Annotated in this window: 22 protein-coding genes; 13 read left to right on the top strand and 9 right to left on the bottom strand. The window is 56.9% G+C overall.

Annotated elements, in window-relative coordinates:
- Positions 1 to 75: 75 nt before the first annotated feature.
- The 3 genes from J4E00_RS19350 to uxuA form a co-directional block, all read right to left on the bottom strand.
- On the bottom strand, positions 76 to 906 hold the full coding sequence (locus J4E00_RS19350; protein ID WP_208176914.1) for an SDR family NAD(P)-dependent oxidoreductase: 831 nt from the start codon (positions 904 to 906) through the stop codon (positions 76 to 78).
- 153 nt (positions 907 to 1,059) lie between these two features.
- Positions 1,060 to 3,180, bottom strand: coding sequence for an alpha-glucuronidase family glycosyl hydrolase (locus tag J4E00_RS19345; protein ID WP_208176913.1), 2,121 nt, complete (start codon positions 3,178 to 3,180; stop codon positions 1,060 to 1,062).
- A 44-nt stretch (positions 3,181 to 3,224) separates the two neighbouring features.
- Positions 3,225 to 4,451, bottom strand: a complete 1,227-nt coding sequence (gene uxuA, locus J4E00_RS19340) for a mannonate dehydratase (RefSeq protein ID WP_208176912.1) — start codon at positions 4,449 to 4,451, stop codon at positions 3,225 to 3,227.
- A 377-nt stretch (positions 4,452 to 4,828) separates the two neighbouring features.
- Here uxuA and J4E00_RS19335 point away from each other — a divergent pair, with 377 nt between their 5' ends.
- Positions 4,829 to 5,968: a substrate-binding domain-containing protein gene (locus J4E00_RS19335; RefSeq protein WP_236049963.1), complete on the top strand. Its 1,140-nt coding sequence runs from the start codon at positions 4,829 to 4,831 to the stop codon at positions 5,966 to 5,968.
- A gap of 377 nt (positions 5,969 to 6,345) precedes the next feature.
- On the opposite strand, the gene hmpA is transcribed toward J4E00_RS19335, so the two are convergent.
- Both hmpA and J4E00_RS19325 read right to left on the bottom strand, forming a co-directional pair.
- A complete protein-coding gene (gene hmpA, locus J4E00_RS19330) occupies positions 6,346 to 7,578 on the bottom strand; it encodes an NO-inducible flavohemoprotein (RefSeq protein ID WP_208176910.1) in 1,233 nt (410 codons plus the stop codon).
- 51 nt (positions 7,579 to 7,629) lie between these two features.
- A complete protein-coding gene (locus J4E00_RS19325; RefSeq protein ID WP_317196646.1) occupies positions 7,630 to 8,076 on the bottom strand; it encodes an Rrf2 family transcriptional regulator in 447 nt (148 codons plus the stop codon).
- Positions 8,077 to 8,268: 192 nt separating this feature from the next.
- Here J4E00_RS19325 and J4E00_RS19320 point away from each other — a divergent pair, with 192 nt between their 5' ends.
- The 6 genes from J4E00_RS19320 to J4E00_RS19295 all read left to right on the top strand — a co-directional run bounded on the left by J4E00_RS19320 (position 8,269) and on the right by J4E00_RS19295 (position 11,285).
- Positions 8,269 to 9,003: a hypothetical protein gene (locus J4E00_RS19320; RefSeq protein WP_208176909.1), complete on the top strand. Its 735-nt coding sequence runs from the start codon at positions 8,269 to 8,271 to the stop codon at positions 9,001 to 9,003.
- A 10-nt stretch (positions 9,004 to 9,013) separates the two neighbouring features.
- The gene (locus tag J4E00_RS19315; protein WP_208176908.1) at positions 9,014 to 9,268 is read left to right on the top strand and encodes a hexameric tyrosine-coordinated heme protein; all 255 of its coding nucleotides are present in this window, start codon (positions 9,014 to 9,016) and stop codon (positions 9,266 to 9,268) included.
- Between the two features lie 94 nt (positions 9,269 to 9,362).
- Complete coding sequence (locus tag J4E00_RS19310) at positions 9,363 to 9,944, top strand: protoglobin domain-containing protein (RefSeq protein ID WP_208176907.1); 582 nt, start codon at positions 9,363 to 9,365, stop codon at positions 9,942 to 9,944.
- Between the two features lie 148 nt (positions 9,945 to 10,092).
- Positions 10,093 to 10,356: a DUF2024 family protein gene (locus J4E00_RS19305; RefSeq protein ID WP_208176906.1), complete on the top strand. Its 264-nt coding sequence runs from the start codon at positions 10,093 to 10,095 to the stop codon at positions 10,354 to 10,356.
- Positions 10,357 to 10,381: 25 nt separating this feature from the next.
- Positions 10,382 to 10,669 carry a hypothetical protein gene (locus tag J4E00_RS19300; RefSeq protein WP_208176905.1) on the top strand — a complete coding sequence of 96 codons (288 nt, stop codon included), beginning with the start codon at positions 10,382 to 10,384 and terminating at the stop codon, positions 10,667 to 10,669.
- Positions 10,659 to 11,285: a MarR family winged helix-turn-helix transcriptional regulator gene (locus J4E00_RS19295; protein ID WP_208176904.1), complete on the top strand. Its 627-nt coding sequence runs from the start codon at positions 10,659 to 10,661 to the stop codon at positions 11,283 to 11,285. Before J4E00_RS19300 ends, J4E00_RS19295 begins: the two co-directional genes overlap by 11 nt.
- A 23-nt stretch (positions 11,286 to 11,308) precedes the next feature.
- Here the strand turns inward: J4E00_RS19295 and J4E00_RS19290 are convergent, their stop codons facing one another.
- Entirely contained in the window at positions 11,309 to 12,802 is a 1,494-nt protein-coding gene (locus J4E00_RS19290; protein WP_208176903.1) for a PLP-dependent aminotransferase family protein, read from the bottom strand.
- Positions 12,803 to 12,961: 159 nt separating this feature from the next.
- On the opposite strand from J4E00_RS19290, the gene J4E00_RS19285 reads away from it, so the two are divergent.
- The 5 genes from J4E00_RS19285 (at position 12,962) to J4E00_RS19265 (ending at position 16,076) form a co-directional block, all read left to right on the top strand.
- Positions 12,962 to 13,453, top strand: coding sequence for a cupin domain-containing protein (locus J4E00_RS19285; RefSeq protein ID WP_208176902.1), 492 nt, complete (start codon positions 12,962 to 12,964; stop codon positions 13,451 to 13,453).
- A gap of 23 nt (positions 13,454 to 13,476) precedes the next feature.
- Positions 13,477 to 14,379: a dihydrodipicolinate synthase family protein gene (locus tag J4E00_RS19280; protein ID WP_208176901.1), complete on the top strand. Its 903-nt coding sequence runs from the start codon at positions 13,477 to 13,479 to the stop codon at positions 14,377 to 14,379.
- Positions 14,380 to 14,522: 143 nt separating this feature from the next.
- A complete protein-coding gene (locus J4E00_RS30310; RefSeq protein WP_208177028.1) occupies positions 14,523 to 14,678 on the top strand; it encodes a hypothetical protein in 156 nt (51 codons plus the stop codon).
- On the top strand, positions 14,659 to 15,150 hold the full coding sequence (locus J4E00_RS19270; RefSeq protein WP_208176900.1) for a hypothetical protein: 492 nt from the start codon (positions 14,659 to 14,661) through the stop codon (positions 15,148 to 15,150). The genes J4E00_RS30310 and J4E00_RS19270 overlap by 20 nt, the downstream gene beginning before the upstream one ends.
- Positions 15,151 to 15,401: 251 nt before the next feature.
- The gene (locus J4E00_RS19265; RefSeq protein WP_208176899.1) at positions 15,402 to 16,076 is read left to right on the top strand and encodes a DUF6882 domain-containing protein; all 675 of its coding nucleotides are present in this window, start codon (positions 15,402 to 15,404) and stop codon (positions 16,074 to 16,076) included.
- Between the two features lie 1,532 nt (positions 16,077 to 17,608).
- Here the strand turns inward: J4E00_RS19265 and J4E00_RS19260 are convergent.
- A complete protein-coding gene (locus J4E00_RS19260) occupies positions 17,609 to 18,061 on the bottom strand; it encodes a hypothetical protein (RefSeq protein ID WP_208176898.1) in 453 nt (150 codons plus the stop codon).
- A gap of 334 nt (positions 18,062 to 18,395) precedes the next feature.
- On the opposite strand from J4E00_RS19260, the gene J4E00_RS19255 reads away from it, so the two are divergent.
- On the top strand, positions 18,396 to 19,880 hold the full coding sequence (locus tag J4E00_RS19255) for a 2OG-Fe(II) oxygenase (RefSeq protein ID WP_208176897.1): 1,485 nt from the start codon (positions 18,396 to 18,398) through the stop codon (positions 19,878 to 19,880).
- A gap of 213 nt (positions 19,881 to 20,093) precedes the next feature.
- On the opposite strand, the gene J4E00_RS19250 is transcribed toward J4E00_RS19255, so the two are convergent.
- Together J4E00_RS19250 and J4E00_RS19245 are read right to left on the bottom strand one after the other, a co-directional pair.
- Positions 20,094 to 20,483: a hypothetical protein gene (locus J4E00_RS19250; RefSeq protein ID WP_208176896.1), complete on the bottom strand. Its 390-nt coding sequence runs from the start codon at positions 20,481 to 20,483 to the stop codon at positions 20,094 to 20,096.
- A gap of 38 nt (positions 20,484 to 20,521) precedes the next feature.
- Positions 20,522 to 21,283: a ParA family protein gene (locus tag J4E00_RS19245; protein ID WP_208176895.1), complete on the bottom strand. Its 762-nt coding sequence runs from the start codon at positions 21,281 to 21,283 to the stop codon at positions 20,522 to 20,524.
- Between the last annotated feature and the right edge of the window lie 479 nt (positions 21,284 to 21,762).

Below are 21,762 nucleotides of genomic sequence, written 5' to 3'. Positions count from 1 at the left end.
AATATTTGGGAGACAGGCTTTTAGTTGCTGGTTTTTATTCGTTGTGCATTAGGCAGTTAGTTTGAAAACCGACAATCAAAATCCGATGGAATTGCCGCCGTCTACTGGCAGCGAGGCGCCGGTGATGTAACGAGCCGCGTCGGAAGCCAGGAAAACGGCCGCGTTGCCGATGTCTTCGGGCTGGCCAAACTTGCCCATGGGCGTGCGGCGCATAGCGCGGTCGCGGCGGTCGGGGTCAGAGTTCATAGCCGTGCGGCTCATAGCTGTTTCGATAAAGCCCGGCGCAATGGCATTCACCCGCACGCCGCGGCCCGAAAACTCAGAGGCCAGCACCTTCACCATGCCTTCCACCGCCGATTTGGAGGCGGCATAGGCTACCACCCGGTCGATGCCGTAGTAGGCTGCCATCGAAGAAATCATCAGAATGACGCCTTTTTGGCGGGCCACCATGCGGCTGGCGCAAGCCCGTGTGAGGGCAAAAACGGAGTGCAGATTGGTGTGCAGAATGCGGTCAAAATCCTCGTCGGTTACTTCCAGTGCTGGCTTTTTGAGGTTAATGCCAGCATTGTTCACCAGAATGTCGAGTGGACCATAAGTAGCTTCCACCTCGGCCACCATACCGTCGATGGCCGACAAATCGGTCACGTCGTTCACCATGTACTGCACCGACTCGCCGATGGACTCCGCGGCCTCGCGCAGTACCGCCTCACGCCGCCCCGTGATGATTACCGTGGCCCCAGCCGCGGCCATGCACTGCGCAATGGCTAGTCCGATGCCTGTGCCGCCGCCCGTAATCAGCGCCAGCTTGCCATCCAGCGAAAACGCGTCGGCGTGTTGCTGCTGCGCCTCGGTACCGGTGGCATCGGCGGGGCGATGATGGACATTGGAAGAGGATGTATTATTCATATAAAGGGCGTATTTTCAGAATTTATTTATTTGATAATTTGATAGATGCAACAAATCGGCCAGTGTGCTGACCTCAAAAAAGCTGTGTAACACAATCGTTTGACTTTTTAAGCTTTACAATCCTCACAGGCTGTGCATTTATCACATCATCAATTATTTGAGCTGGTACAAATCAACCAGGTTTTTAACTTCGGCCAGGGTGCGCGTAGGTGGCGTGAAAGGTGCTGGAATCGGCTGCTTGGCGTAGGTCTGGAAATAGAGCACGCAGGCATCCCGCCACCACAGCGCCTCACGTCGCTGAATAGCAAGCCGCGCCGTTATGTCGGCGTGCAGGGTAGGGTCTACAGCGGCCTTGGCACTGGCCCATTGCTGTTGCATCCAGGTCACGGAGTCGGCCCCGGTGTAGTAGCGCGTTACCAGCTCGCTCCAGAGGGTGCGGCCGGTGGGTAGCGGCTGCTTCCAGCCCACGTGGTGGAACCAGAGCAGGTAATCGAGTGGGCACGTTTTGGTATCGCCCCACTGCTTTTGCACGCCCGGCGAGTACAGTGCCAGGGCGTTGGAGCCAGTCGCGGTGCGGTTGAAGCCCAGGCCTGCAGAGTCGGCCTTGTGGTAATACACAGCAGTCCAGTCGGGCCGGCCGGCTTCGGCCAGCCAGGGCTCGGGGCCGTAGTGAATGTTCTGGCCCATGATGTGGTGCAGTCCCATTGGTGTGGTGTAGCGCACGTAGATGTCGCGCGACTTGTCCATCATGCTCACGATGGTGGCCACGGCTTTGGGCTCGCGAGTCAACGTCATTTTAGTCCATTCGGTGGCAATGGCGGCGGCGGTCAGGTTGTAATCCCAGGCCAAGCGGCCGAAAGCGTACCAGTTGGCCTGGCCCATGGGGTGGCCGGTCCAGTTGCGGTCGGAACCGATGTTGGCCACGCCTGCAATGCCGCTGATGCGGTGTTGGTCGAGGCTGCCGTCCACCACTTTCGCCACTGTCGAGCCGGGGCCCTTGGTCTGCGTGTCAGCATCCAGGCATTCCTTAAAGAGCGGTGCCAGATACACTAAGTGCGAGGCAAAGCCGAGGTACTCCTGCGTAATCTGCACTTCCAGCACCAGCGGCGTTTTGGGCATGGCGCCAAACAGCGGGTGGAAGGGCTCACGGGCCTGAAAATCAATCGGGCCGTTTTTCACCTGCACCAAAACTTTGGGCGAAAACTGGCCATCGAGCGGCTTAAATTCTTCATAGGCCTGCTTGAATCGGTCGCTGCTGCCGGCCTTGTACACAAAGGCGCGCCACATCACGATGCCATCATGCGTGCCCAGGGCCGTGGCCAGCATATTGGCACCATCGGCGTGGTTACGGCCGTAATCCTGCGGGCCGGGCTCGCCCTCCGAATTGGCCTTCACCAGGAAGCCGCCGAAATTGGGAATTTCCTTGTAAATCTCATCGGCTTTGGCAGCCCACCACTGCTTCACTTGCGCGTCGAGCGGGTCAGATGTTTTCAGCCCACCAATCACCTTGGGCGCGGCCCAAAACACCGACAAATACACCCGAATGCCATAGGGCCGCATCACGCCCGCCAGCGCCTTCACCTTCTGAATATATTCGGCCGTGAGGTAACGCGCACTAGCATTCACATTGTTGATAGCCACGCCATTGACGCCAATGGAGGCATTGGCGCGGGCATAGTCGGTGTAGCGCGGGTCGAGCTGTTGGGGCAGCTCGTACCATTTCCAGATGCTGGAGCCCGCGTAGCCGCGCTCCACAGTACCGTTTGGGTTGTCCCAATGATTAAGCAACCGGTACTGAATGCGCGGGCTGCTGCTCAGGCTCAGGGCCGAGATGGACTGCCCGGTTTGCAGCTGCCGCAGCAATGCAAACACACCATAAAGCACGCCGGACCCGCTCTTGCCCGTCACCACTAGGTTCTTGCCCTCGGCAGCAATCCGGTAGCCGTCCTTGCTGGTAGAACTACCGGAAACGTTTGCAGATGGGTCTACGGAAAGTAGGATGCCGCGCTTGGTACCTGCAGGTGCCTTGGCCACTACTGGTATAGGCTGGCCCAGTAGACCCTGCAAGCCGCGCTGTAGTTCGGCAACGGCTGTTTTCACGACCACATCATTGGTGGTACTCGCGATAAACTGCGTAGCGGCGCGGTACTGGGTACGCTGGCCAGCATCACCTATCAGGTCGTACTTCAGCCACAGCCGATAGCCATCATCGGCCCGGCAGAGGGGCGCGGCGCCAACAAGGACTAATAAAAGCAGCAGGGACCGGAGCAACATTTAGGTGGGATTTTGGAGCGGAGTAGTGAGGTGTGCAGGTAGCTTTAGGCGTAGAATGGAGCTTCGCGGCGGGCCGGGCCTGCATCAGCCTTCAGGCCTCTTCGGATACCGTATTCCAGCCCGCGCAACTCAGCTAAGCCGCGCAAGCGACCAATGGCTGAGTAGCCGGGATAAGTCTTTTTCTTGAGGTCATCCAGCATCTGGTGGCCGTGGTCGGGGCGCATGGGAATGGCTGCTGCGCCTTCGCCGCTGGCGGCGCGGCGCTGTTCTTCCAGCACCAACTCACGCACCACAGCGTACATGTCTACATCGCCTTCCAGGTGGTCGGCTTCGTGGAAGTTGCGTGGGTTTTCCTCGCGCTTCGTGGCCCGGAGGTGAATGAAGTGAATGCGGGAAGCAAACTGGCGGGCAATCGTCGGCAAGTCATTATCGGCCCGCACGCCCAACGAGCCCGTGCAAAACGTGAGGCCATTGGCCGGCACATCGCAGGCAGCAAACAGCGCGGCCAGGTCCTCGGCGGTGCTTACCACACGGGGCAGGCCCAGCAGCGGGTAAGGCGGGTCGTCGGGGTGAATGCAGAGGTCGATGCCCAGCTCCTGCGCCACTGGTGCCACTTGCTGAATGAAGTAGTGCAGGTTACCCCGCAGCGTGGCCGCATCAATTGCTGCGTACTCGTTTAGCAACTGCTGAAAGCCAGCCAGCTCAAACGCCTCTTCCGAGCCGGGCAAGCCCAGCAATACGGTATTGGTGAGGGTGGCAATTTCCTCGGCGCTCATTTGCACAAACTGCGCCTCTGCGGCCTGCACCACAGCCGCTTCATAGTCGGCCACCGCGCCGGGACGCTTTAGAATGAAAAGGTCGAAAACGGCGAAGTCCTGCCACACAAAGCGTAATGCCCGCGAGCCGTCTGGCATTTCGTAGTTGATGTTGGTGCGCGACCAGTCCAGCACTGGCATAAAGTTGTAGCACACCGTGCGGATGCCGCACGCTGCCAAGTTGCGCAACGACGTTATGTAATTCGCTATATACAGTTCGCGCGTGGGCAGGCCTTTTTTAATAGCCTCGTGCACTGGTAGGCTTTCTACCACGGCCCAATGCATCGGCGCGTGGGTAGCGTTGTCGGCCGCAATCAACTGCTGGCGGACCTCAATCTCGCTCGTGGACCACACGGCTCCGACCGGCAACTGGTGCAATGCGGTTACCACTCCCACGCACCCGGCCTGCCGAATATCGAAGAGGGAAACCGGGTCGTTTGGACCGAACCAGCGCATGGTGTGAAGCATAAAATGAGTCTTTCTAAAAGTACAATTTCTAGCAGTAGCTAATCTGCTATTTCTATAAACTACCGAAAAACCGGCATAGAGGTAGTTTATCTATATCGGTTTCGAAGGTAAATAAAAATCCATGAGTTGCATCGAGGAAAAAGTGCCTCATTTTGATTATTTCTCAATTTTTCTATCGGCATCGTTTCCGGAAACGATGCCGATAGAAAAATATCTATTTCGGCAAAGTTTTTTTTTAATTAAGTATTACATTTGAGTGAGCACTCACATGAGAATTTTTCAAGCAACGCCACTGTTGCCATGTTCTCAATTTAATTCAATTAGCCATGGTTACCTGTATAAAGTGTAATCTTTCTGAATCGGTATTGAAAGCCGGTTTTGTGCGCGGCCGTCAACGCTACCTATGCAAGAGTTGTGAGTACCACTTTACGCAGCCCAAAACCGGTGTAGTACAAGACCGGCGACGCACCCAAACCACCATTGGTGATGTTGCAAAAGCAGTAGGCGTGGCTTCCTCTACAGTATCGCGGGCGCTGAATGGCCATACCGATATTAGCTCAACGACCCGTCAGGCTATTCTTGAAGCGGCTCATTTAATGGACTACAGGCCCAATGTCATGGCTCAAAGCCTTAAAAGCCGCGAGACCCACACCTTGGGCGTGTTGATTCCGGACTTGGAACGGCCATTTTTCGCCACGGCCGTAAGCGGCATCCAGGCGGTGGCCACAGAAGCGGGTTACCGGGTTATGATTTGCCAGTCCAAAGAGTCGTATGAAACGGAGGTGAGCAACGTACGGGCCCTGGTGGCCAGCCAGGTAGATGGGCTTCTCATTTGTCATTCCCGCGAAACCGAGAATTTTGACCATGTCAAGCCCAAGGCTTGCCGGGGCATTCCGGTGGTGCATTTCGACCGCGTCAGCAACGAAGTAGAAAGCGCGAAAGTCATCCTTGACGACTGGAATGGGGCATACAACATCACCGAGCACCTCATCCAGCAGGGAGCAAAACGCATTGCCATTTTAGCGGGGCCGGAGTCACTACTTATCAGCCGCAACCGGCTAGCTGGCTATCAGCACGCCTTGAAGCGCTATGAATTACCCTTGCGACCTGAATACGAAGTACATATCGAATTCAAGACCGAAGAGGTAGAAAGGGCACTCAGTAAATGGCTGGCAATGGCTGAGCCGCCCGATGCCATTTTTGCTATTAATTATGTGAATGCTTTCGACCTGCTGGTCTCGCTAAAAAGGCGCGGGGTAAGGGTACCGCATGATGTAGCCGTGGTTGGCTTCGGCGATGATGTGATGGCCGGCATGATTGAGCCAGGACTCACCACCGTCGACCTGCACCCCTATCGCATTGGCCAGCAGGCCGCACGGCTCTTTTTGGAGCAGATGCAACAGCGGGAGTTGTTTCGGCCGCACACCTTCATTGTCTCGGGAGACTTAATCATTCGCCAATCATCACTAAAAGGTACTGGCGAACTGTTCCGCCTGGGCATTTGATTAGCATCCTGTAGGTCTCATAAGCAAGTTGAAAGGCCTGCGTTGTCTTCATAAAGCAAGCTATTTTGGCAAGGCTATCCAATGCATAAGAGTAGTGGTTGAATCTAAGATGATTTTGCTGTAATGCTGGTCAATAGCAATAGAATAGACTAATGCGGTTGCACTGGTTCGTTCAATAAATGTTGAACGAACCAGTGCAACCGCATTAGTCTATTGAAGCGGTAGCGCAGCTTATAACGCAAGGGCTTTTACGGAGCATTGTGACGACTCCCGTACACGTCGTATTTTCTATTGAGTTCCGCTACCCAGAAAGCCATAACAACGTCCTTTTCCAACATTCGGTGTAGCTGTAGGTACTACCACCTACTTATGCAAGACTATACAATGCTATAAAAGCAACTTGCTTGTACGCTTAATGTTGCGGGCCCAAATTCCTCGAAGTGAATGGCTTCGCGTGGTACACCTAGCGCCGCGAGGTCCTGGACTTGCTTACGGATAAAGGGTGCCGGGCCGCATACATAGTAGTCAGCTTCTGGCAGCAGCGACACGCCGTTGAGCTTTTGCAGGTCTACGATGCCTTCGTAATAGTCCTTTCTTTCCTGGTCAGGAGGAAGAATATTATAGAAAATGTGTTGCTGCACGTTTTTGTATCGAGCGGCCAATTGCGCCACCCGCTCCCCAAAGGCGTGCACCTCTGGGTTGCGGCTGCCGTGCACCCAGACCACCTGGCGGGGGCTACCGATTCGGGTGAGGTAGTCCAGCATACTTAACAACGGGGTTTGGCCTACCCCACCGCTCACCAGCACTACGGGGGTTTGCTTGGTTGTTTCCAGCATGAAATCGCCGGCTGGAGCCGCCAGTTCGATAATGGCACCTTCCTGCACAAAGTCGTGGAGGCGATTGCTAATCATGCCGTCAGGGTGCTGGCTGCCGGCTTCCTTCTTCACCGAAATGCGGTAGTGCTCGCCATTGGGGGCGCTGGAGAGGCTGTACTGGCGGGGCTGAAACAGGTTCAGCTCGGGCAGAAACAGGCGCACACTCACGTACTGCCCGGGCTGGAAGTCGGCTACCTTGCCTCCATCGGCGGGGTAAAGGTAGAAAGAGGTAATTTCGGCTGACTCGGCTACCTTTTGCTTCACGGTGAAGGGGCGCCAACCCGTCCAGCCACCCTCCTGGCTAACGGCCTTTTGGTACAGGCCGCTTTCCAAGCCACTCATCAGGGCGGCCAGTTGGCCGTACGCCACGGTCCAAGCTTCGAGCAGCGCGGGCGTAACGGCCTCCCCGAGCACTTCGCCGATGGAGGCAATCAGGTGCCGACCCACAATGGCGTAGTGCTCGGGCCGGATATCGAGGCTGACGTGCTTGTGGCTGATTTTGGTGACGGCTTGTACTAGCACTGAGGGGTCTTCGATATTCTCGGCGTAGGCTAGCACAGCCATGGCAAGCGCCATTTGCTGCTTGCCGGTCTGCTGGTTGCCCATGTTGAAAACGTTCTTCAACTCGGGGTTGTGCTCGAACATGCGGTGGTAGAAGTGCGTGGTGAGGGCTACGCCGTGCGCTCTGAGGGTGCTGACGGTGGCCGTGACGAGGGCTATCTGCTCGGGAGTCATAAGATGTGAAATTAAAGGACAAATTTGTCCGGTATGTAAGCAAAAAAAAGGTTAACTGAATTGCTTTAAGAAGCCCAGGCCTTCCTGCACCTTGCTAGCTAGCTCGCCGATGGTGTGGGCGCGCAGCAGCTCATTGAGTTGGTCGCGGATGGGTAGGAACTGATAGTGCATGGGGCAAGGCTGCTTGGCTGAGCACTGCGGCAGACCTAGGGCGCAGCCTTGTAGCATGGCGCCCCCGTCGATGGCCACCACTAACTGGCGGAGCGTGACGGTGCGCAACTGCTCAGGCGTAAGCTCAAAGCCGCCAGTAGGGCCTTTCACCGAGGTTACCAGCTGCTCGCGCACGAGCTGCTGCAGAATCTTGGCCGTGAAAGCTTCTGGCGAGTCAATTTCGGCCGCAATGTCTTTCAGACCGACGCGGCGGCCGCTGGCCGACTGCTGCCCGATATAAATCGCAGCCCGAATCCCATACTCACACGCCTTAGAGAACATTGCCATGATGGGACAAAGGTATAGCTGCGATTTATACCGGACAAATTTATCCTGTATTTATTTTTGCCGACTTCTTATTCACCTGTTGCGATGCTGGACCAGTATTTATATGCTGCCTGGTCCACTGCTCAAAGTATATAAACTGGTTAGGAGTGCCAACTACTTTTGTCGAGTAATCAACCAACAGTTATACACTCCATGAAAAAGCCATTGCTTACCTTAACGCTACTGGGCGCCTTGACAACCAGCAGCTTTGCGCAGTCGTCGGGCGCGGATTACAAGAACGCTGACTACACCCCAAAAAAGGCTGCCATCAAGTACTTGCCCGAGCTGGAAACGCTGGTCTTCGAGTTTCAGGTAGCGGGCAGTGCCGGCAAGACCCAGCCTAAGCCTGCGGGTAAAACGGACGGTGCGCCGGTACTCGGCTACGTCTTCCCGACCACCCTCAAATCGACTGACATCGGCATGGGTGCCACCGAAGGGATTGTGGCCATGGCCCTGACCTCCCACCCCGACTTCGAGGACACGCCGCTGTGGGATGAGAACGGCGACGGCAACTACACCAACGACGGGCTGGTGTGGCACGCTCACTGGGTGGTGCTCATCAAAGACAGCCGCGTAGCCGGGGGCTTTTCGGTGAAGGAATTTGACCACATGGGCGCCGCGCCCAAGTTGCCACCCACCAGCGCTCCCGGCATGCACATGTACATGGATTCGCCCGGTTTTACCGTCACGATGCAGGGCAACACCGGCCGTGTGGTGGTGCCGCTCGACCGCATCAACCGCCGGCGGGACTTCAAATTTGACCTTGTGACCTGCTATATGGAGGTCAACGCATCCGACAATAAGCGGCCCATGCTCGGCGTGTATCAGGTGTACGGGGTGCTGTCGGGTAATCTATCGCTGCCCTACACGGTGGCCGCCACCAACTAGCCTTCGCGCCATGTCCGACTTGCAACTCGTACCCGGTAACAGCCTGCTCGCGGCTACTCCGGAAGAAGGCCGCCAGCTTGCCGTCAAGCTTGCCCGCCTGGTCATCAAACTCACCCAGCCCGACGACGAAAAGCGCCGCCAGCAGCGCGCCATCTACGCGGATAACCCCATGATGCTCATCAGCATCGGCCAGACGGTCGCCGCTGAATTCGCGACCATTGCCGCCGCCAACAACTATTGGCGCGAGCGGCCGGAATCCCGCTAACCCTCTCTCTTTTGGAAACAAACGGTAGCCAGCTTTTCTGCCTGGTCAGCTACCGCTTTGCCTTCACTTAATCTCTTTTCACTGTTCTTACCCCATGGAAAATTCTCTTATCCCCGGCTACGCCTACGGGCAGGTCAGCCGCTCCCCCGTCACGCTTGAGGAGCTGGAATTGCTCAAGCAAACGGTCCTCTTTTCCGACGCTGATGTAGCGGCCCTGGCGCAGGCCGGGCAGGTGCTGGCTCCCCAAACCAATGCCATCCTCGACGTGTGGTACGGCTTCGTGGGGGCGCATCCACACCTGCTGCGCTACTTCTCGCTGCACGGACAACCCGATGGCGACTACCTAGCCCGCGTCCGGGCCCGCTTTGGGCAGTGGATTTTGGATGTGTGCATCAAGCCCTACGACCAGGCTTGGCTTGATTATCAGCACGAAATCGGCTTGCGGCACACCAGCGCCAAGAAGAACGTGACCGATGGGGCTATGGCCGAGCCGCTTATTCACCTGCGCTACCTCACCGCGTTTATCGTGCCGCTCACGGCCACCATCAAGCCGTTTTTGCAACGCGGCGGACATGCTGAGACCGAGGTAGAAGCCATGCACGCGGCTTGGTTTAAGGCCGTCACGCTCACGGCCACACTCTGGTCCTATCCCTACGTCAAGGAAGGACAATTTTAATTTCTATCAAGCTGAGTTGGTCGTAGCCTTTCTCCCACTTCGGGCGGTCAGTTCGATGAGGTAAGAGATGCCTCGACCAGTTCAGCCTGACCCGAAACCTAGGCTTTTCAATACCAATAAATTTTTCAACCCTCAACTTATTACACTCATGGAAGTCGCCGTTTATGATACCTACGTTCCGAAGAAGGACGGTTCGCTTATGCACTTCGATATTCTGGTGTCGGATGAAGCAGCCAGCAAAGAGCAGGTCTACCAATTTGGCCGCCAGTACCTAGCTACGAAAGGCCAGGAAGGCCAACCGCTGGCGGCTAAGGAGTGCCGGTTTTGCCATATCGAAGAGCCTACCCAGGAAGTGGTAGATGTTATCAACGCCCAGGGCTATTACATCATCGAAATGCAGGGGTGCCAGTAGGCGCTCCTATTTCCCTACCCCCATCATGGAGTCAATTACCTATAAACCCATCAATTGCGGCTTTCACGATGTGCTGGAAGCCACCATTACGCGGCGTACGTACTCGCACCTGCAATACTTCACCGACCTTTGGGAGTTCACCACCGTGACTACCCTGCTCAAAGACCTGGTTAGCGAGCGGGGGCCGGATGGCCTCGCCGAATACCTGGTTATCGATACCGGCGAACGTATTCGGCTCGACCGGGTGGTGAACGTGAACGGCACTTTTGCGCCGCCTTTTCGCCACTACCACGATTTCACCTGTGACTGCTGATTCCGCCGCCAGCCCGTTCGACCCCAACCGGCAAAACCATCCGCCGGACCTCGACCACAAGATTGTGGCCTCGCTCGAACGGCTGGCCGGCGTGTTTCGCCACTTACTCTGGCAGGAAGCCACCCACAGCGGCCTGAGCCCGCTGCAGCTGCAAGTGGTCGTGTTTCTGCGTTTCCATTCCGTGGGCCAGTGCACGGTGAGCGACCTAGCCCGCGAGTACCACGTGAGCCGCGCCACCATTAGCGATGCCGTTAAAACCCTTGCGCAGAAAGGCTTAGTGAGCCGACACACCGACCCGGCCGACCTACGGAGTCATTCGCTCCGGCTCACCCTCGCTGGTGAGCAGCTAGCCGACCAGAGCAGCCGCTTTGCCGCGCCACTCAGTCCGCCCGTAGCCGCCCTACCCCCTCGCCAAAAGCTGAGCTTGTATGTGAACTTGCTAACGCTGCTGCACCAGCTGCAGCAGGCGGGTACCATTCCGGTGCAGCGCATGTGCTTTTCCTGCCGCCACTATGGGCGGCGGCCCGGCCAGCACTTCTGCCACCTGCTCAACATTCCCCTCGAAGGCTCCCAGCTCCGCATCGATTGCCCGGAGCACGACGCCGCGCTCTGGTAGCGCGGCGTACGCGTTTACTGCTCCTAGGTAGTGCTTTTCGCGCCGCTTGTGTGCTGGCGCAACACGGCACCCAGCTGCTCTACGGCATGAGCTAGCTCGGCAGGCGTGAGTGCGGCGTAGCCCATCCGTACGGAATTGGCGGCTGGTCCTTCAAGGTAATAGCGGCTACCGGGCGTGATTACTACTTTGCGGCGCGCTAGCTCCTCGGTTACTAGCTCTAGGTCCACGTCTTCCCGGAAGGTCACCCACAGGGCCATGCCGCCGGCGGGTAGCACAAACTCCACGAAGTTGCCTGCTAGCTGGCGCAGGGCATCGGCTAGGGCATCGCGGCGGGTGTGGTACTCGGCGTGGGCCCGGCGCGTATGCCGCTTAATTTCGCCTTCGTCAATCAGGTCAGCTACGGCCTGTTCCAGCACGGTGTCGCCTTGGCGGTCAATGAGGGCGCGCAGGCGACCTAGGGCCGCTACGAAGGCCGCGGGACCGGTTACGTAACCCACCCGTAGCGCCGGCGCAATTAGCTTGGAAAGCGAGCTGATGTAGATGACCACGCCGTGCGGGTCGGCCGAGGCTAGCGGCAGCATGGGCTGGTAGTGAAAGTGAAACTCGTGGTCGTAGTCGTCTTCGATGATGGCTACGCCGTAGCGGGCGGCCAGCGCCAGGAGCTGCACGCGGCGCGCGGCGCGTAGCGTCACGGTGGTTGGGAACTGGTGGTGCGGCGTCAGGTACAGGGCGCGCACCGGGCGGCGCTGGCACAGCGCTTCCAACTCGTCTACGCACAGGCCTTCTTCGTCTACCCGCACTGGGGCAAGCTCGGCCCCTAGTAGACGGAAGGTTTGCCAGGCGGGGGGGTAGCCAGGGTTTTCCACGGCCACTACGTCGCCGGGCTGTAGCAGCAGGCGGGCCGTTAGGTACAAGGCCATTTGGGTGCCTCGCGTCAGGCAGATGCTAGCGGGTGTTGTGCTCAGGCCGCGGTCTTGGTTGAGCATGCGCGACAAGGCTTCGCGCAGCGGCAGGCTACCTAAGGGGTTATCGTAACCTAGTTGGTTGCGACGGCCGCGGCCCTGCATCACGCGCCGGTAAGCGCTGGCTAGGGTGGCCACGGGCGCGAGCCGGGCATCAGGGGTGCCATCGTTGAACACCAGCGCCCCAGGTATGGCAACGGGTGGTTGCTCTGGCTCGGAAGGGTCCTGCCACCGAAAACCAGGCGCTTCTACCGGCCTGCCTGCGGCGGGCGCAAAGGCCGTTGGGGTGCTCTCGGGCAGCTGGCTCGACACAAAGGTACCGCGGGTAGTTTGCGCCTCTAGCCAGCCCTGGGCCAACAACTCTTCATAGGCTAATACTGCCGTTTTCCGATTCACCCCTAGCTGCTTAGCTATCTCCCGCGTGCCAGGTAAGGCCGTACCGGGCTGCAATCGCCCGCGGCGGATTTCGGTGGCAATCAGCTCACTGATTTGCAAGTACACGGCACGGCCCGCCGCGAAGGTTGGATGAAAGTTGGTATCCCAGGCACGTAGCATACTGGACCCGCTCGTTTAGATAAACTGGATGAATTGACGGGGCCAAACTACGAACACTTTTGCAGAGTCAAACGCTGGCACCCGCCCTGACCCGGGACTCAAAACAGGAGGTCGCCAGCGCCGCCCAATGATTTCACCCTCTCCCACCCCTCCTTTTTTATGAATACTACTGCCATTGACAGCCCTGCCGAGACTACGGCCAAGGACAAATTCCAATCCGCAGATTTCCACCGCACCTACGCCCGGCCCGAAGTGCGGATGCCCGAAAAGCTGCACCATGCTAATGTAGAGCAAGCCGGCGCCCACGACCATTTCTCGACCGAGCGCAAGCACCCTGTCTTCTTCGTGGACCTGCCCACGGTGGCCCTGAGCATGACCATTGGCGGGCTCCTGCCGGGCCAAGTCACCAACCAGCACCGCCACACCTACGAAACCGTGATTTACGTCATCGAAGGCGAGGGCTACACCCAGATTGAAGACCGCCTGGTGGAGTGGAAGGCCGGCGATGCCATTTATATCCCCATCTGGGCCTGGCACAACCATGGCAACCGCAGCGAAACAGTAGGCGCCCGCTACATCGCCTGCGAGAATGCCCCCCTGCTGCAGAACCTAGGGGTAGCCCTACGCGAAGAGCGCGGCCGTGACCTGTAATCTAACTAATTATCCCTTCTATAATGAACTCGAACATCTCTTTTCACGGCATCATTGCCTACCCCATCACCCCGTTTACCGTCGACAATGCGGTGGACCTGCCCACTTACCGCCACCTCGTCGAGCGCCTCGTGGCTAATGGCTCGCACGGCATTGCCCCACTCGGCAGCACCGGCGTGCTACCCTACCTCACCGATGAGGAGCGCGACGCCGTAACCGAGGCCACGCTGCAGCAAGTGGATGGCCGCGTACCGGTGCTGGTCGGCGTATCGCACCTTACTACGGCCGGGGTAATACGCCACGCCCGCTTTGCCGAGCAGGCCGGCGCGGCCGCGGTGATGGTCATTCCGATGAGCTACTGGAAACTCACTGACGACGAAATTTTTCAGCATTTTGACCGGGTAGCTAGCGCTATATCTGTGCCCATCATGGCTTATAATAACCCGGCCACGGGCGGCCTCGATATGTCACCCGCGCTGCTCAAGCGTCTGCTGGAAATCCCCAATGTGACCATGATTAAGGAAAGCACCGGCGACGTGCAGCGCATGCAGGCCTTGCGCCAACTGCTAGGCGAAGACGTGGCTTTCTACAACGGCTCCAACCCGCTTGCTCTAGCTGCTTTCGCGGCCGGCGCTACGGGCTGGTGCACGGCGGCCCCCAATCTCATTTCAGAACTCAACCTAGGCTTGTACGAAGCCGTGCAGCGCCAGGACTTGGCCGAAGCGCGCCAGCTTTTCTACCAGCAATTTGAGCTACTACAGTTCATTGTAGTCAAAGGCCTGCCCCGCGCCATTAAGGCTGGGTTGGAAATATTAGGCCAGGAAGCGGGACAGCTACGTGCCCCACTACAGCCCTTATCGGCTATTGACCAACAAGAGCTACGTCGTATTCTCGACCGGGTACACCTACCATTTAGCGTTGGCTGACCACTTATCAGCACAACTTACCACGCCTGCTCCTCAGGTGGTGCATTGAGCCTATCTTAATAATATTGAGCCTGTTGCTGTGGGGGCTGGCAGGCCCGGCTGGGGCAGGCCGCTTGGCGGCTAGTCCCAGCCACTAGGTTAGCATTAACGCCTACGGCACGCTCTGGGCTTGGGGCAACAACCAATACAGCCAACTGGGTCAGTTTGCCGGCACGCCCCCGCCGCTGGCCGTCAACCCTGAATTAGCCCCGCTGCCGGTCAGCGCCTTGCTCCGCGCACATGACTTGGACAACGGCTAGTGAGGTGCGCAACGCGGGTTTCTGGGTGGAGCGGAGTCTGAATGGGATTGCTTTTGAGGCGCTGAGCTTTGTGGCCGGGGCCGGCAGCAGCGTATGGGCCCGTAGCTATGGCTACGACGATGTGGTTACATGCGGGGCCATTAGTGCTTACCACCGGCTGCGGCAGGTAGATACCAATGGCTCCGCTCAGCACTCGCCGGTACGCCTCGTAGCCTTCGAGGTAGAATGGCCAATACCCAGCCAATTGTTGGCTGCGCCAGTACCTCTGCAAGAAGGACTGCTGCTCCTGTACTTCTTGCTGGCCACGCCCCTCACTGCGGCCGACCTGACCCTGGCCGAAACTACGGGACGGCAGTTACGGCAGCGGCCCGTGAGCGCCCCCGCCAGCCCCGGCACCCTTGCCGTGCCCGAGCTGACTAGTCTACCCGCTGGGCTGCACTTGCTACGCCTGACGGCCAGCCTTGCCAGGTGAAGCTGCTCAAGCAGTAGCGACGGCGGGAGGGGCTCTCCAGCCCCCCCTTGGGTACAGGTAGCCACAAGGCATCTACTTAAGCAGGGCGGCCGGTCCGGAAGCGTCCCCGACCCAACCCCGGCACACTCTCTACCTCGCCTACGTTGGCGAGCCAGTAACCTTACCAAAAGTTACCTGGTAAAGCCTGAAAGAAATACTGGTCATTTCCCACAGAATTTCTGAAATCTTCATTCTTAGCTTTCCCCATCTATATGCCGCCCCAACCCCGCACCGAGCAAAAGCTACTGGAACGCTACGCTGCCTTGGCCTACGACCGGCAAACCAACCTGTACGAGGTTATCGGCGACAAGGACTGGAATGCCGACATGGACGCTGGCACTATCTCCTTCGGCCCCGGATTGGTGTTTCCGCTACAAGCGCTGGGCACGTTTTCGCACGTCTCCGAAACGTGGCGGTGGGCCTGGGTCAAGGCAGAATCTGACTGGCCTGTCCAGCTGCTAAGCCAAGCCGAGCAGCTTCGAGCTTACGGCGAGCAACACGGCATCGAGTTGCTCACGACCGATGAATTTGACGCAACCACACAAGACCTGCACGCTATTGGGGCCATTGCTTCGGGGATGTTTGGGGCCAGCGGCTATTACCTGGCCGATTATGGCCAGGGCACGCTGGTGCTTACCATCAAAAGCGAGCAAGTTGACCAAGTACCTAAAAATGACTTCGCCCGCATTCCATCCACTTTTTCTCAGGTCATCTCCGTGTTCGAGTTGCGCCACCGGCCGGCCTTTATCCACTACCTCACCCAGAAAGGATACGCGGTAACCAAAACCTCCGACTCGGTAAGCGCAGCCGTGGATTCCGGCATACTCACCGCTACCTTCGACCATTTGGACCGGTTAGCTTCCCTTAAAGGCAACAGCGGTAGCTAAGTGTACACAGACCCGGCTTTTAATAGAATCCGCAGCAGCACTTACTACAGCTCATTGGTCCCTTTTGGCCAGACCAGCCCACTGCGTTGAACCGCGCCCTTACCTCGGTCAATCGCTCCATTCCTCTCCCAGCCAGTCCGGAGGCCGCTTATTCCATTTCCACCTGGCCGCGCGCCGCAATACACGCAGCCGGTGCAGCAACTCGCGTACCCTAAACCCCAACACGCAGAGCACCAGTAAGGCAACGAACGGGCTAGTGAGCGCTACTACCCAAACGAGTCCATAGCCAAGCTGGGCCCCGCCGGGCAGCGGCAGCATTTGCGTGAGCAGCAAGGCCCCTAGCAGTAGCAGCCAGGCAAGTAACAATTTGTGAATTATCCGCTCCATCCTTGCTAAGTACGTGCGCCGAGAACTGTAAGGCCAGCCACCCGCACGTTATCCAGAGAGAATAATCGCAAGACAGCAAAATGCAACACGCTTGTTACCCACCAACTTCTTCGCGCCTCAGGCAATCCTATTCTTTTCGGGTCTGCAACAGATAAAAGTCTTCGGCCGGGGCACCGCCCTGTTGGCCCGCTAACCAATGGCTCATTAACCGGCCCATCTTGTTAAGCAACTTCCCTATTTCAGAACCACTGGCGGCGTTTATCAGCCGATTGAGCAGCCAAACCGTTGTGAAAGTTGGCCGGTAGTCCAGTGAGGCCACCAGTTGTTCTTCGTAGTGGCCACGGTAGCGCTCGACGGCGTACACAAGCTGCCCGGGCGTGCCAAAATCCACCTACGGATGACGCTCCAACACGTTGAGCAGCGCGCCGCAAGCCACGTTCGCGGATTGGAACCAGGCAGATAGCCGGGTTACTTTGCTCGCCATCCCGTATTTACCAGTAGCTGCTCGTGTTACAACATCCATTATTTAGTTGCCATATGATTTCCCCAGCCCAACCACGGCCCCTCCCCGGCCAAATTGACCCCAATCTGGTCCCTTGTGCCTTCTGCCGCCGCCGGCTATACATAGGTGGCAAACCGGTATTCACCAGCTGTTCGTGCAAAGCCTTCGGCCCTCCAGTAACCGTGGCAGCGCTGGTGGCCGGCGCACTATTAGCGTTGGGTGGCGGAATATGGTGGATGAGCCGGCGAAATAAGTAATCGGGATTAACGGTAAGGCCGTGAATCAGCAGATTATGCGCCACAATTGCACCCAGTTTTTTGGTAGCTTGCGTCGATGTTTCTGCTACCGATTCTCTTACTGTGGGTTTTGGCTTTGGGGTTGGCAGGAAGTGCCTTGCTAGCGCGCGGTACGTTCCTGCCCATTGGATTGTGGCGCCAGACCCTACGGCATGCTCTACTGACAGTAGCACTTGTACTGGTGAGCGTGGTGGTGTGGTCCGGCACCATAATCTGCTCAGTCGACAGCTTGTGGTAGTCCCTTATTCAAGCATGCCACGAGCTGAACTTGCTTGGCAATCCGGCCCTAGCGAGTGGGGCTGAACAGCAAAGGGAACATCTTCTAACAAGCCACGCCGGACGAGTGCTCACCCCAATAACCAGTCCTCGGTATGCCGGCGCTGGCCGAAGCCCGCAGTATCAAACTCGTCATGGTCTGAAGAAGCTGGCTGGATGCCAAGCCGTGCCAATACCGCGTTAATGGCGCCATACTGTGGCCCCCGCACCATCTCCCGATGCCCCTCGTTCCAGAGCACGGCAGCCTGCTCGCCAACGCCCCCGAAATATTCCGCTTCAAGGTATCCGATGCAGGCCTTGCCAATGTAGTGCAATAGCCGCGCCTCCAACTGGGGTGTTAAAAAGTAGAAGGGAGCGAAGTCCTCAGAAGGTTCGCCCGGCATTAGCGTATCGAACAAGTCATCGGTGAGGGGAATGAGTGACAACCCCGACCCCAGTGCGACGCACACTGCCTGCGGATAAGCACTAGTGAAAGGAAGGAGGTCCGTTGCCGAGCCGACAAGTGCACGAATGGTGTAGCCCATGAATAATAGAAAGCTGAGGCTGTGAAGATAGTGAGATGTATACTGAAACGGCCTAGGTTCACTATGCTCCCTTGCTACGTCTGTCTGTAGCCTGAGCTTAGCCAAAGGATATGGCTGCAGAAAGTCCTGAATAGCTCGACAACAACATTCCTCACATGCAAAACGCGTATTAAAGCTGCCATATGGCAGGGCAATAACCTTAATTTCAAAACTCCGACTACTTGGCCTTGCAAGTCGCCAAAGTAGCAGGCCATTGTGCCCGACCACTACAGCAGCATAATAACGGATAATGCTGTTATGCGGTGGAACTGACCTTTAATTCCTTTTTTTGCGAATGCTTCCAAGCCCGGTTGTTCATCTGTTACCCGACAGCGACCTGCGTTGTTTTGTGGTGCCCGGTGCGTTCTCTCCTGCCAAGTGCGCAGAGCTGCTGGAAAGTGCTGTTAAAGTTGGTTTTCAGGGGGCTGGCACCCACTATCCCACCTACTACCGCAACAACGAGCGACTGGTTGTAGACGATGAGCAGCTGGCCGAACAGCTGTTCGCAGCCATTCGGCCGGTGCTGCCCCTGGAGCTGCCCGCCGACGAGCCCGCCGCCGCTCCGTGGTACCTCCGCATGCTCAATTCCCGGCTCCGTTTCTGTCGCTATGCGGCGGGCCAATACTTTCACCGCCACCTCGATGGCGTGCACCACCAGTCGGCCACGGTGCAGTCGCGGCTTACGTTCATGATTTACCTGAACGATGCCCGCGAGTTCAGCGGCGGGCGCACATTGTTTTACCGCACCAAGGACGACCCCACTGTTTGGGCCGAGTATCAGCCCGCCCGCGGCGACCTCATTGTCTTCGACCACCGCATCTGGCACGAGGGCGAGCAGTTGGGCAGCGGCGAGAAATTTGTGCTGCGCAGCGATATTCTGTACGAAACCGCACCGGCTCACCAGCCAGCAGACGCTGAACCTTTTGCGCCGGGACACCTGGGCTACATCTGGCAGGTGGTGCCATTTGGAACGGCTGTGGTAAGTGCCGGCCGTGATAAAGTCATCAAAGTCTGGGACCGAAACGGGCAGTTGCAGCAGCAGCTACACGGCCACCAGAACTCCGTGCTGAGCCTCTGCCCGCTTTCCGCCACCATCTTGTTATCGGGCTCGCGCGACACAACCATCAAGGTATGGGAGCAGCAAAGGGGCGCACTAGCGCTGGTGCGGACGCTAACCATTCACGCCGCCACCGTGTTGGCCGTGGTCGCCCTGACCGATAATTTATTTGCCAGCAGTGCGGCGGATAAAACCATAAAGGTGAGCGACGTGTACGGCAACGTGCAACACACGCTAACCGGCCATACCGATTGGGTGTGGCAGGTGACGCCCCTGCCGCACGGGCGCCTACTGTCATCTTCCGAGGACGGGACGCTTCGGCTCTGGGACTGGCACCAAGGATTGGCATTGGGAATTATTTCCCGCAACCAGCCCCCAGTGCATGCACTGCTATTCGAGCCAACGCAACGGCTGTTGATTAGCGGCGATTGTGCCGGCTGCATTGAGGTACGACAAGCCAGCGCCGACTACGCGCACTGGACGTTGCAACAACGATTTACCGCACACCGAGGAATTGTGCGCACCCTGGCATGGCTTGGCAACGGCCGGTTGGCCAGCGGCGGAGAAGACAGCAAGGTTAAGATTTGGCAACTATCCTCTGGTCATTGCGAGCAGGAAATGCACCATAACGATTTTGTGCAGGCGCTTTCCTGGGTGCCCGCCAGCAGCCAGCTATTCAGTGCTTCCTATGATGGCAAGCTGCGGGTCTGGAAGCTGGCGTAGCCACATGGTTCATCATCGCGCGCAGCCCCACATCTGCCCAGATTCTCTTTGGAGAATAGCGCATCAGATATCGCCTAGGAGCTTCTCAAACTGGCCCCTTTGATGGCGGAGTACGCTTGAGCAACTCACCTCCGAATACGCTAGGAAGTTCATTAGCAGCAAGCCACAGGCTCCAACCTCCCCTACCCTATTTGGGCGCATGACCGACGGATGTTACAGGAATGGATACTTCTTCCGCAATACGGCCAGCACTTTGGGCGGTAAAGGCCGGGAGGCCTCTTCCTTGCCCACAAAATACGCCGTCAGAGCCGCTTCGAGAATCTCCTGAATGTTCTCTCCTCCATATGTGGCCAGCTGCTGAAGCTTCAGATAGGTAGAGGCTTCCAGCTTGTTGGAAAAGATAATCTTTTCGGGCTTTACATCTTTATCTTCAAGACGGTCTTTAACATAAATACCGTCTTTATTATTGGCAGTCGGCTTCTCCGCATTGCCTGCCTGCCCGGCCGCATTCGTTTGGTTAGATGAACGAATAGTGCCAGCATTGGGCCATAATGCCTGGTCAGGGTCGATGGACTGCGGAGGAATACCGGTGATGTCGGCCACAGCCGTAGCTGCGAAACTGGGGCGGGGTTGCTTGCTCATTAGGCAATCCGGGTTAGTAATTCTTCGGTAAGGGCCAAGTAATCCTGTGCGCTGTTGGATTCCGGCGCATGAGCATGAATGCTCTTCTTCAATGCTACGGCTTCCACCAGCTTGGCGTTAATGCGAATGGAGGTATCCGTGAGCAGGCCCTGAACGCGCGGCTGTTGGGCAAGCTCTGTCGCAAAATCGTGGTATACCTGCCCCCGGTAGTTGGGGTGATACTGCGTCAGAAACACGCCCTTCAGCTCGAGCGCCGGGTTGAAGTTGTCACGGACGGCTTCCAACATATCCAGCAACTTATAAAAGCCGGCGAAAGCAAATGGGTCTGGACGCATAGGTGCCAGCACATAGTTGGCGGCCGTTAGGCTCATCACTGTCATCGGCCCCATAGAGGGCGGTGTATCGATAACTATGTAGTCGTACTGATTTTGCAAACCCGCCAGTTGCCGTCGGAGCAGGTTGGGATGAGTAGCATCGGCCCCAATCATCCGTTCCAGCGGGCTCAACTCGGGCCGGGAAGCAACTAGGCTTAGTTTCTCTCCGACAGGCTGTACGACTTCGGCCAGCGTGGCCTCGCCACGTAAAACCATGCACAGGTTAGCAGCTTGCAAACCACCAAATGTGGAAGTAAGGTTGCTTTGGGGGTCGCAGTCAATTAGTAATACCCGGTATCCGAGCAGCACCAGGGAGTGACCTATGCCGAGAGCAGATGTCGTTTTCCCGACTCCACCCTTGTGCTGGGCAATTGCAATAACTTTCATCTAGATTGAGATTGACATACAGATTGGCTGGACACAAAGATGATAAAGACAATCTGTACTAGAAATAAGTATTTTCCATCTTTAAATAAATATCATCTTTACAAAAACCATAAAATACTTATTATATGGTTTTTGTAAAAACAAAGAGACTATTGAAAACTTATAATAAAGATAAATATTTTGTCTTTCTAGCTTTTCATCTTTATCACTTTACAATAAATATAAGGCGAGCAGATATAAGAATATTCGTACCGGCTGCGGTGGTACAAAAGCTGTCTGGGCCGGTAGCTGGTTATGTAAACGCTGACATAATATTTCCTGAATTTGGCTTATCGTCTCAGGAATCTTTTAGCTAACCAACACTAATTGGCCTTCAATACCTGCTTTGAGTAAATAATTTCGTCCTGAAAGGGGAGGGGCTCTAGCCAATAGAAGTAGCTCTACATCTGGTCATCATTAGCATACCCAAGGCATATTAG

Source organism: Hymenobacter negativus, assembly GCF_017571495.1.
Lineage (GTDB): Bacteria > Bacteroidota > Bacteroidia > Cytophagales > Hymenobacteraceae > Hymenobacter > Hymenobacter negativus.
This window is presented reverse-complemented; position numbering and strand designations above follow the sequence as displayed.

Bases quoted from the DNA above. Each gene is read 5' to 3' on its own strand.
- J4E00_RS19350 (WP_208176914.1), bottom strand. From the start codon at position 906: ATGAATAATACATCCTCTTCCAATGTCCATCATCGCCCCGCCGATGCC.
- J4E00_RS19345 (WP_208176913.1), bottom strand. From the start codon at position 3,180: ATGTTGCTCCGGTCCCTGCTGCTTTTATTAGTCCTTGTTGGCGCCGCG.
- uxuA (WP_208176912.1), bottom strand. From the start codon at position 4,451: ATGCGCTGGTTCGGTCCAAACGACCCGGTTTCCCTCTTCGATATTCGG.
- hmpA (WP_208176910.1), bottom strand. From the start codon at position 7,578: ATGACTCCCGAGCAGATAGCCCTCGTCACGGCCACCGTCAGCACCCTC.
- J4E00_RS19325 (WP_317196646.1), bottom strand. From the start codon at position 8,076: ATGGCAATGTTCTCTAAGGCGTGTGAGTATGGGATTCGGGCTGCGATT.
- J4E00_RS19320 (WP_208176909.1), top strand. From the start codon at position 8,269: ATGAAAAAGCCATTGCTTACCTTAACGCTACTGGGCGCCTTGACAACC.
- J4E00_RS19315 (WP_208176908.1), top strand. From the start codon at position 9,014: ATGTCCGACTTGCAACTCGTACCCGGTAACAGCCTGCTCGCGGCTACT.
- J4E00_RS19310 (WP_208176907.1), top strand. From the start codon at position 9,363: ATGGAAAATTCTCTTATCCCCGGCTACGCCTACGGGCAGGTCAGCCGC.
- J4E00_RS19305 (WP_208176906.1), top strand. From the start codon at position 10,093: ATGGAAGTCGCCGTTTATGATACCTACGTTCCGAAGAAGGACGGTTCG.
- J4E00_RS19300 (WP_208176905.1), top strand. From the start codon at position 10,382: ATGGAGTCAATTACCTATAAACCCATCAATTGCGGCTTTCACGATGTG.
- J4E00_RS19290 (WP_208176903.1), bottom strand. From the start codon at position 12,802: ATGCTACGTGCCTGGGATACCAACTTTCATCCAACCTTCGCGGCGGGC.
- J4E00_RS19285 (WP_208176902.1), top strand. From the start codon at position 12,962: ATGAATACTACTGCCATTGACAGCCCTGCCGAGACTACGGCCAAGGAC.
- J4E00_RS19280 (WP_208176901.1), top strand. From the start codon at position 13,477: ATGAACTCGAACATCTCTTTTCACGGCATCATTGCCTACCCCATCACC.
- J4E00_RS19270 (WP_208176900.1), top strand. From the start codon at position 14,659: ATGACTTGGACAACGGCTAGTGAGGTGCGCAACGCGGGTTTCTGGGTG.
- J4E00_RS19265 (WP_208176899.1), top strand. From the start codon at position 15,402: ATGCCGCCCCAACCCCGCACCGAGCAAAAGCTACTGGAACGCTACGCT.
- J4E00_RS19260 (WP_208176898.1), bottom strand. From the start codon at position 18,061: ATGGGCTACACCATTCGTGCACTTGTCGGCTCGGCAACGGACCTCCTT.
- J4E00_RS19255 (WP_208176897.1), top strand. From the start codon at position 18,396: ATGCTTCCAAGCCCGGTTGTTCATCTGTTACCCGACAGCGACCTGCGT.
- J4E00_RS19245 (WP_208176895.1), bottom strand. From the start codon at position 21,283: ATGAAAGTTATTGCAATTGCCCAGCACAAGGGTGGAGTCGGGAAAACG.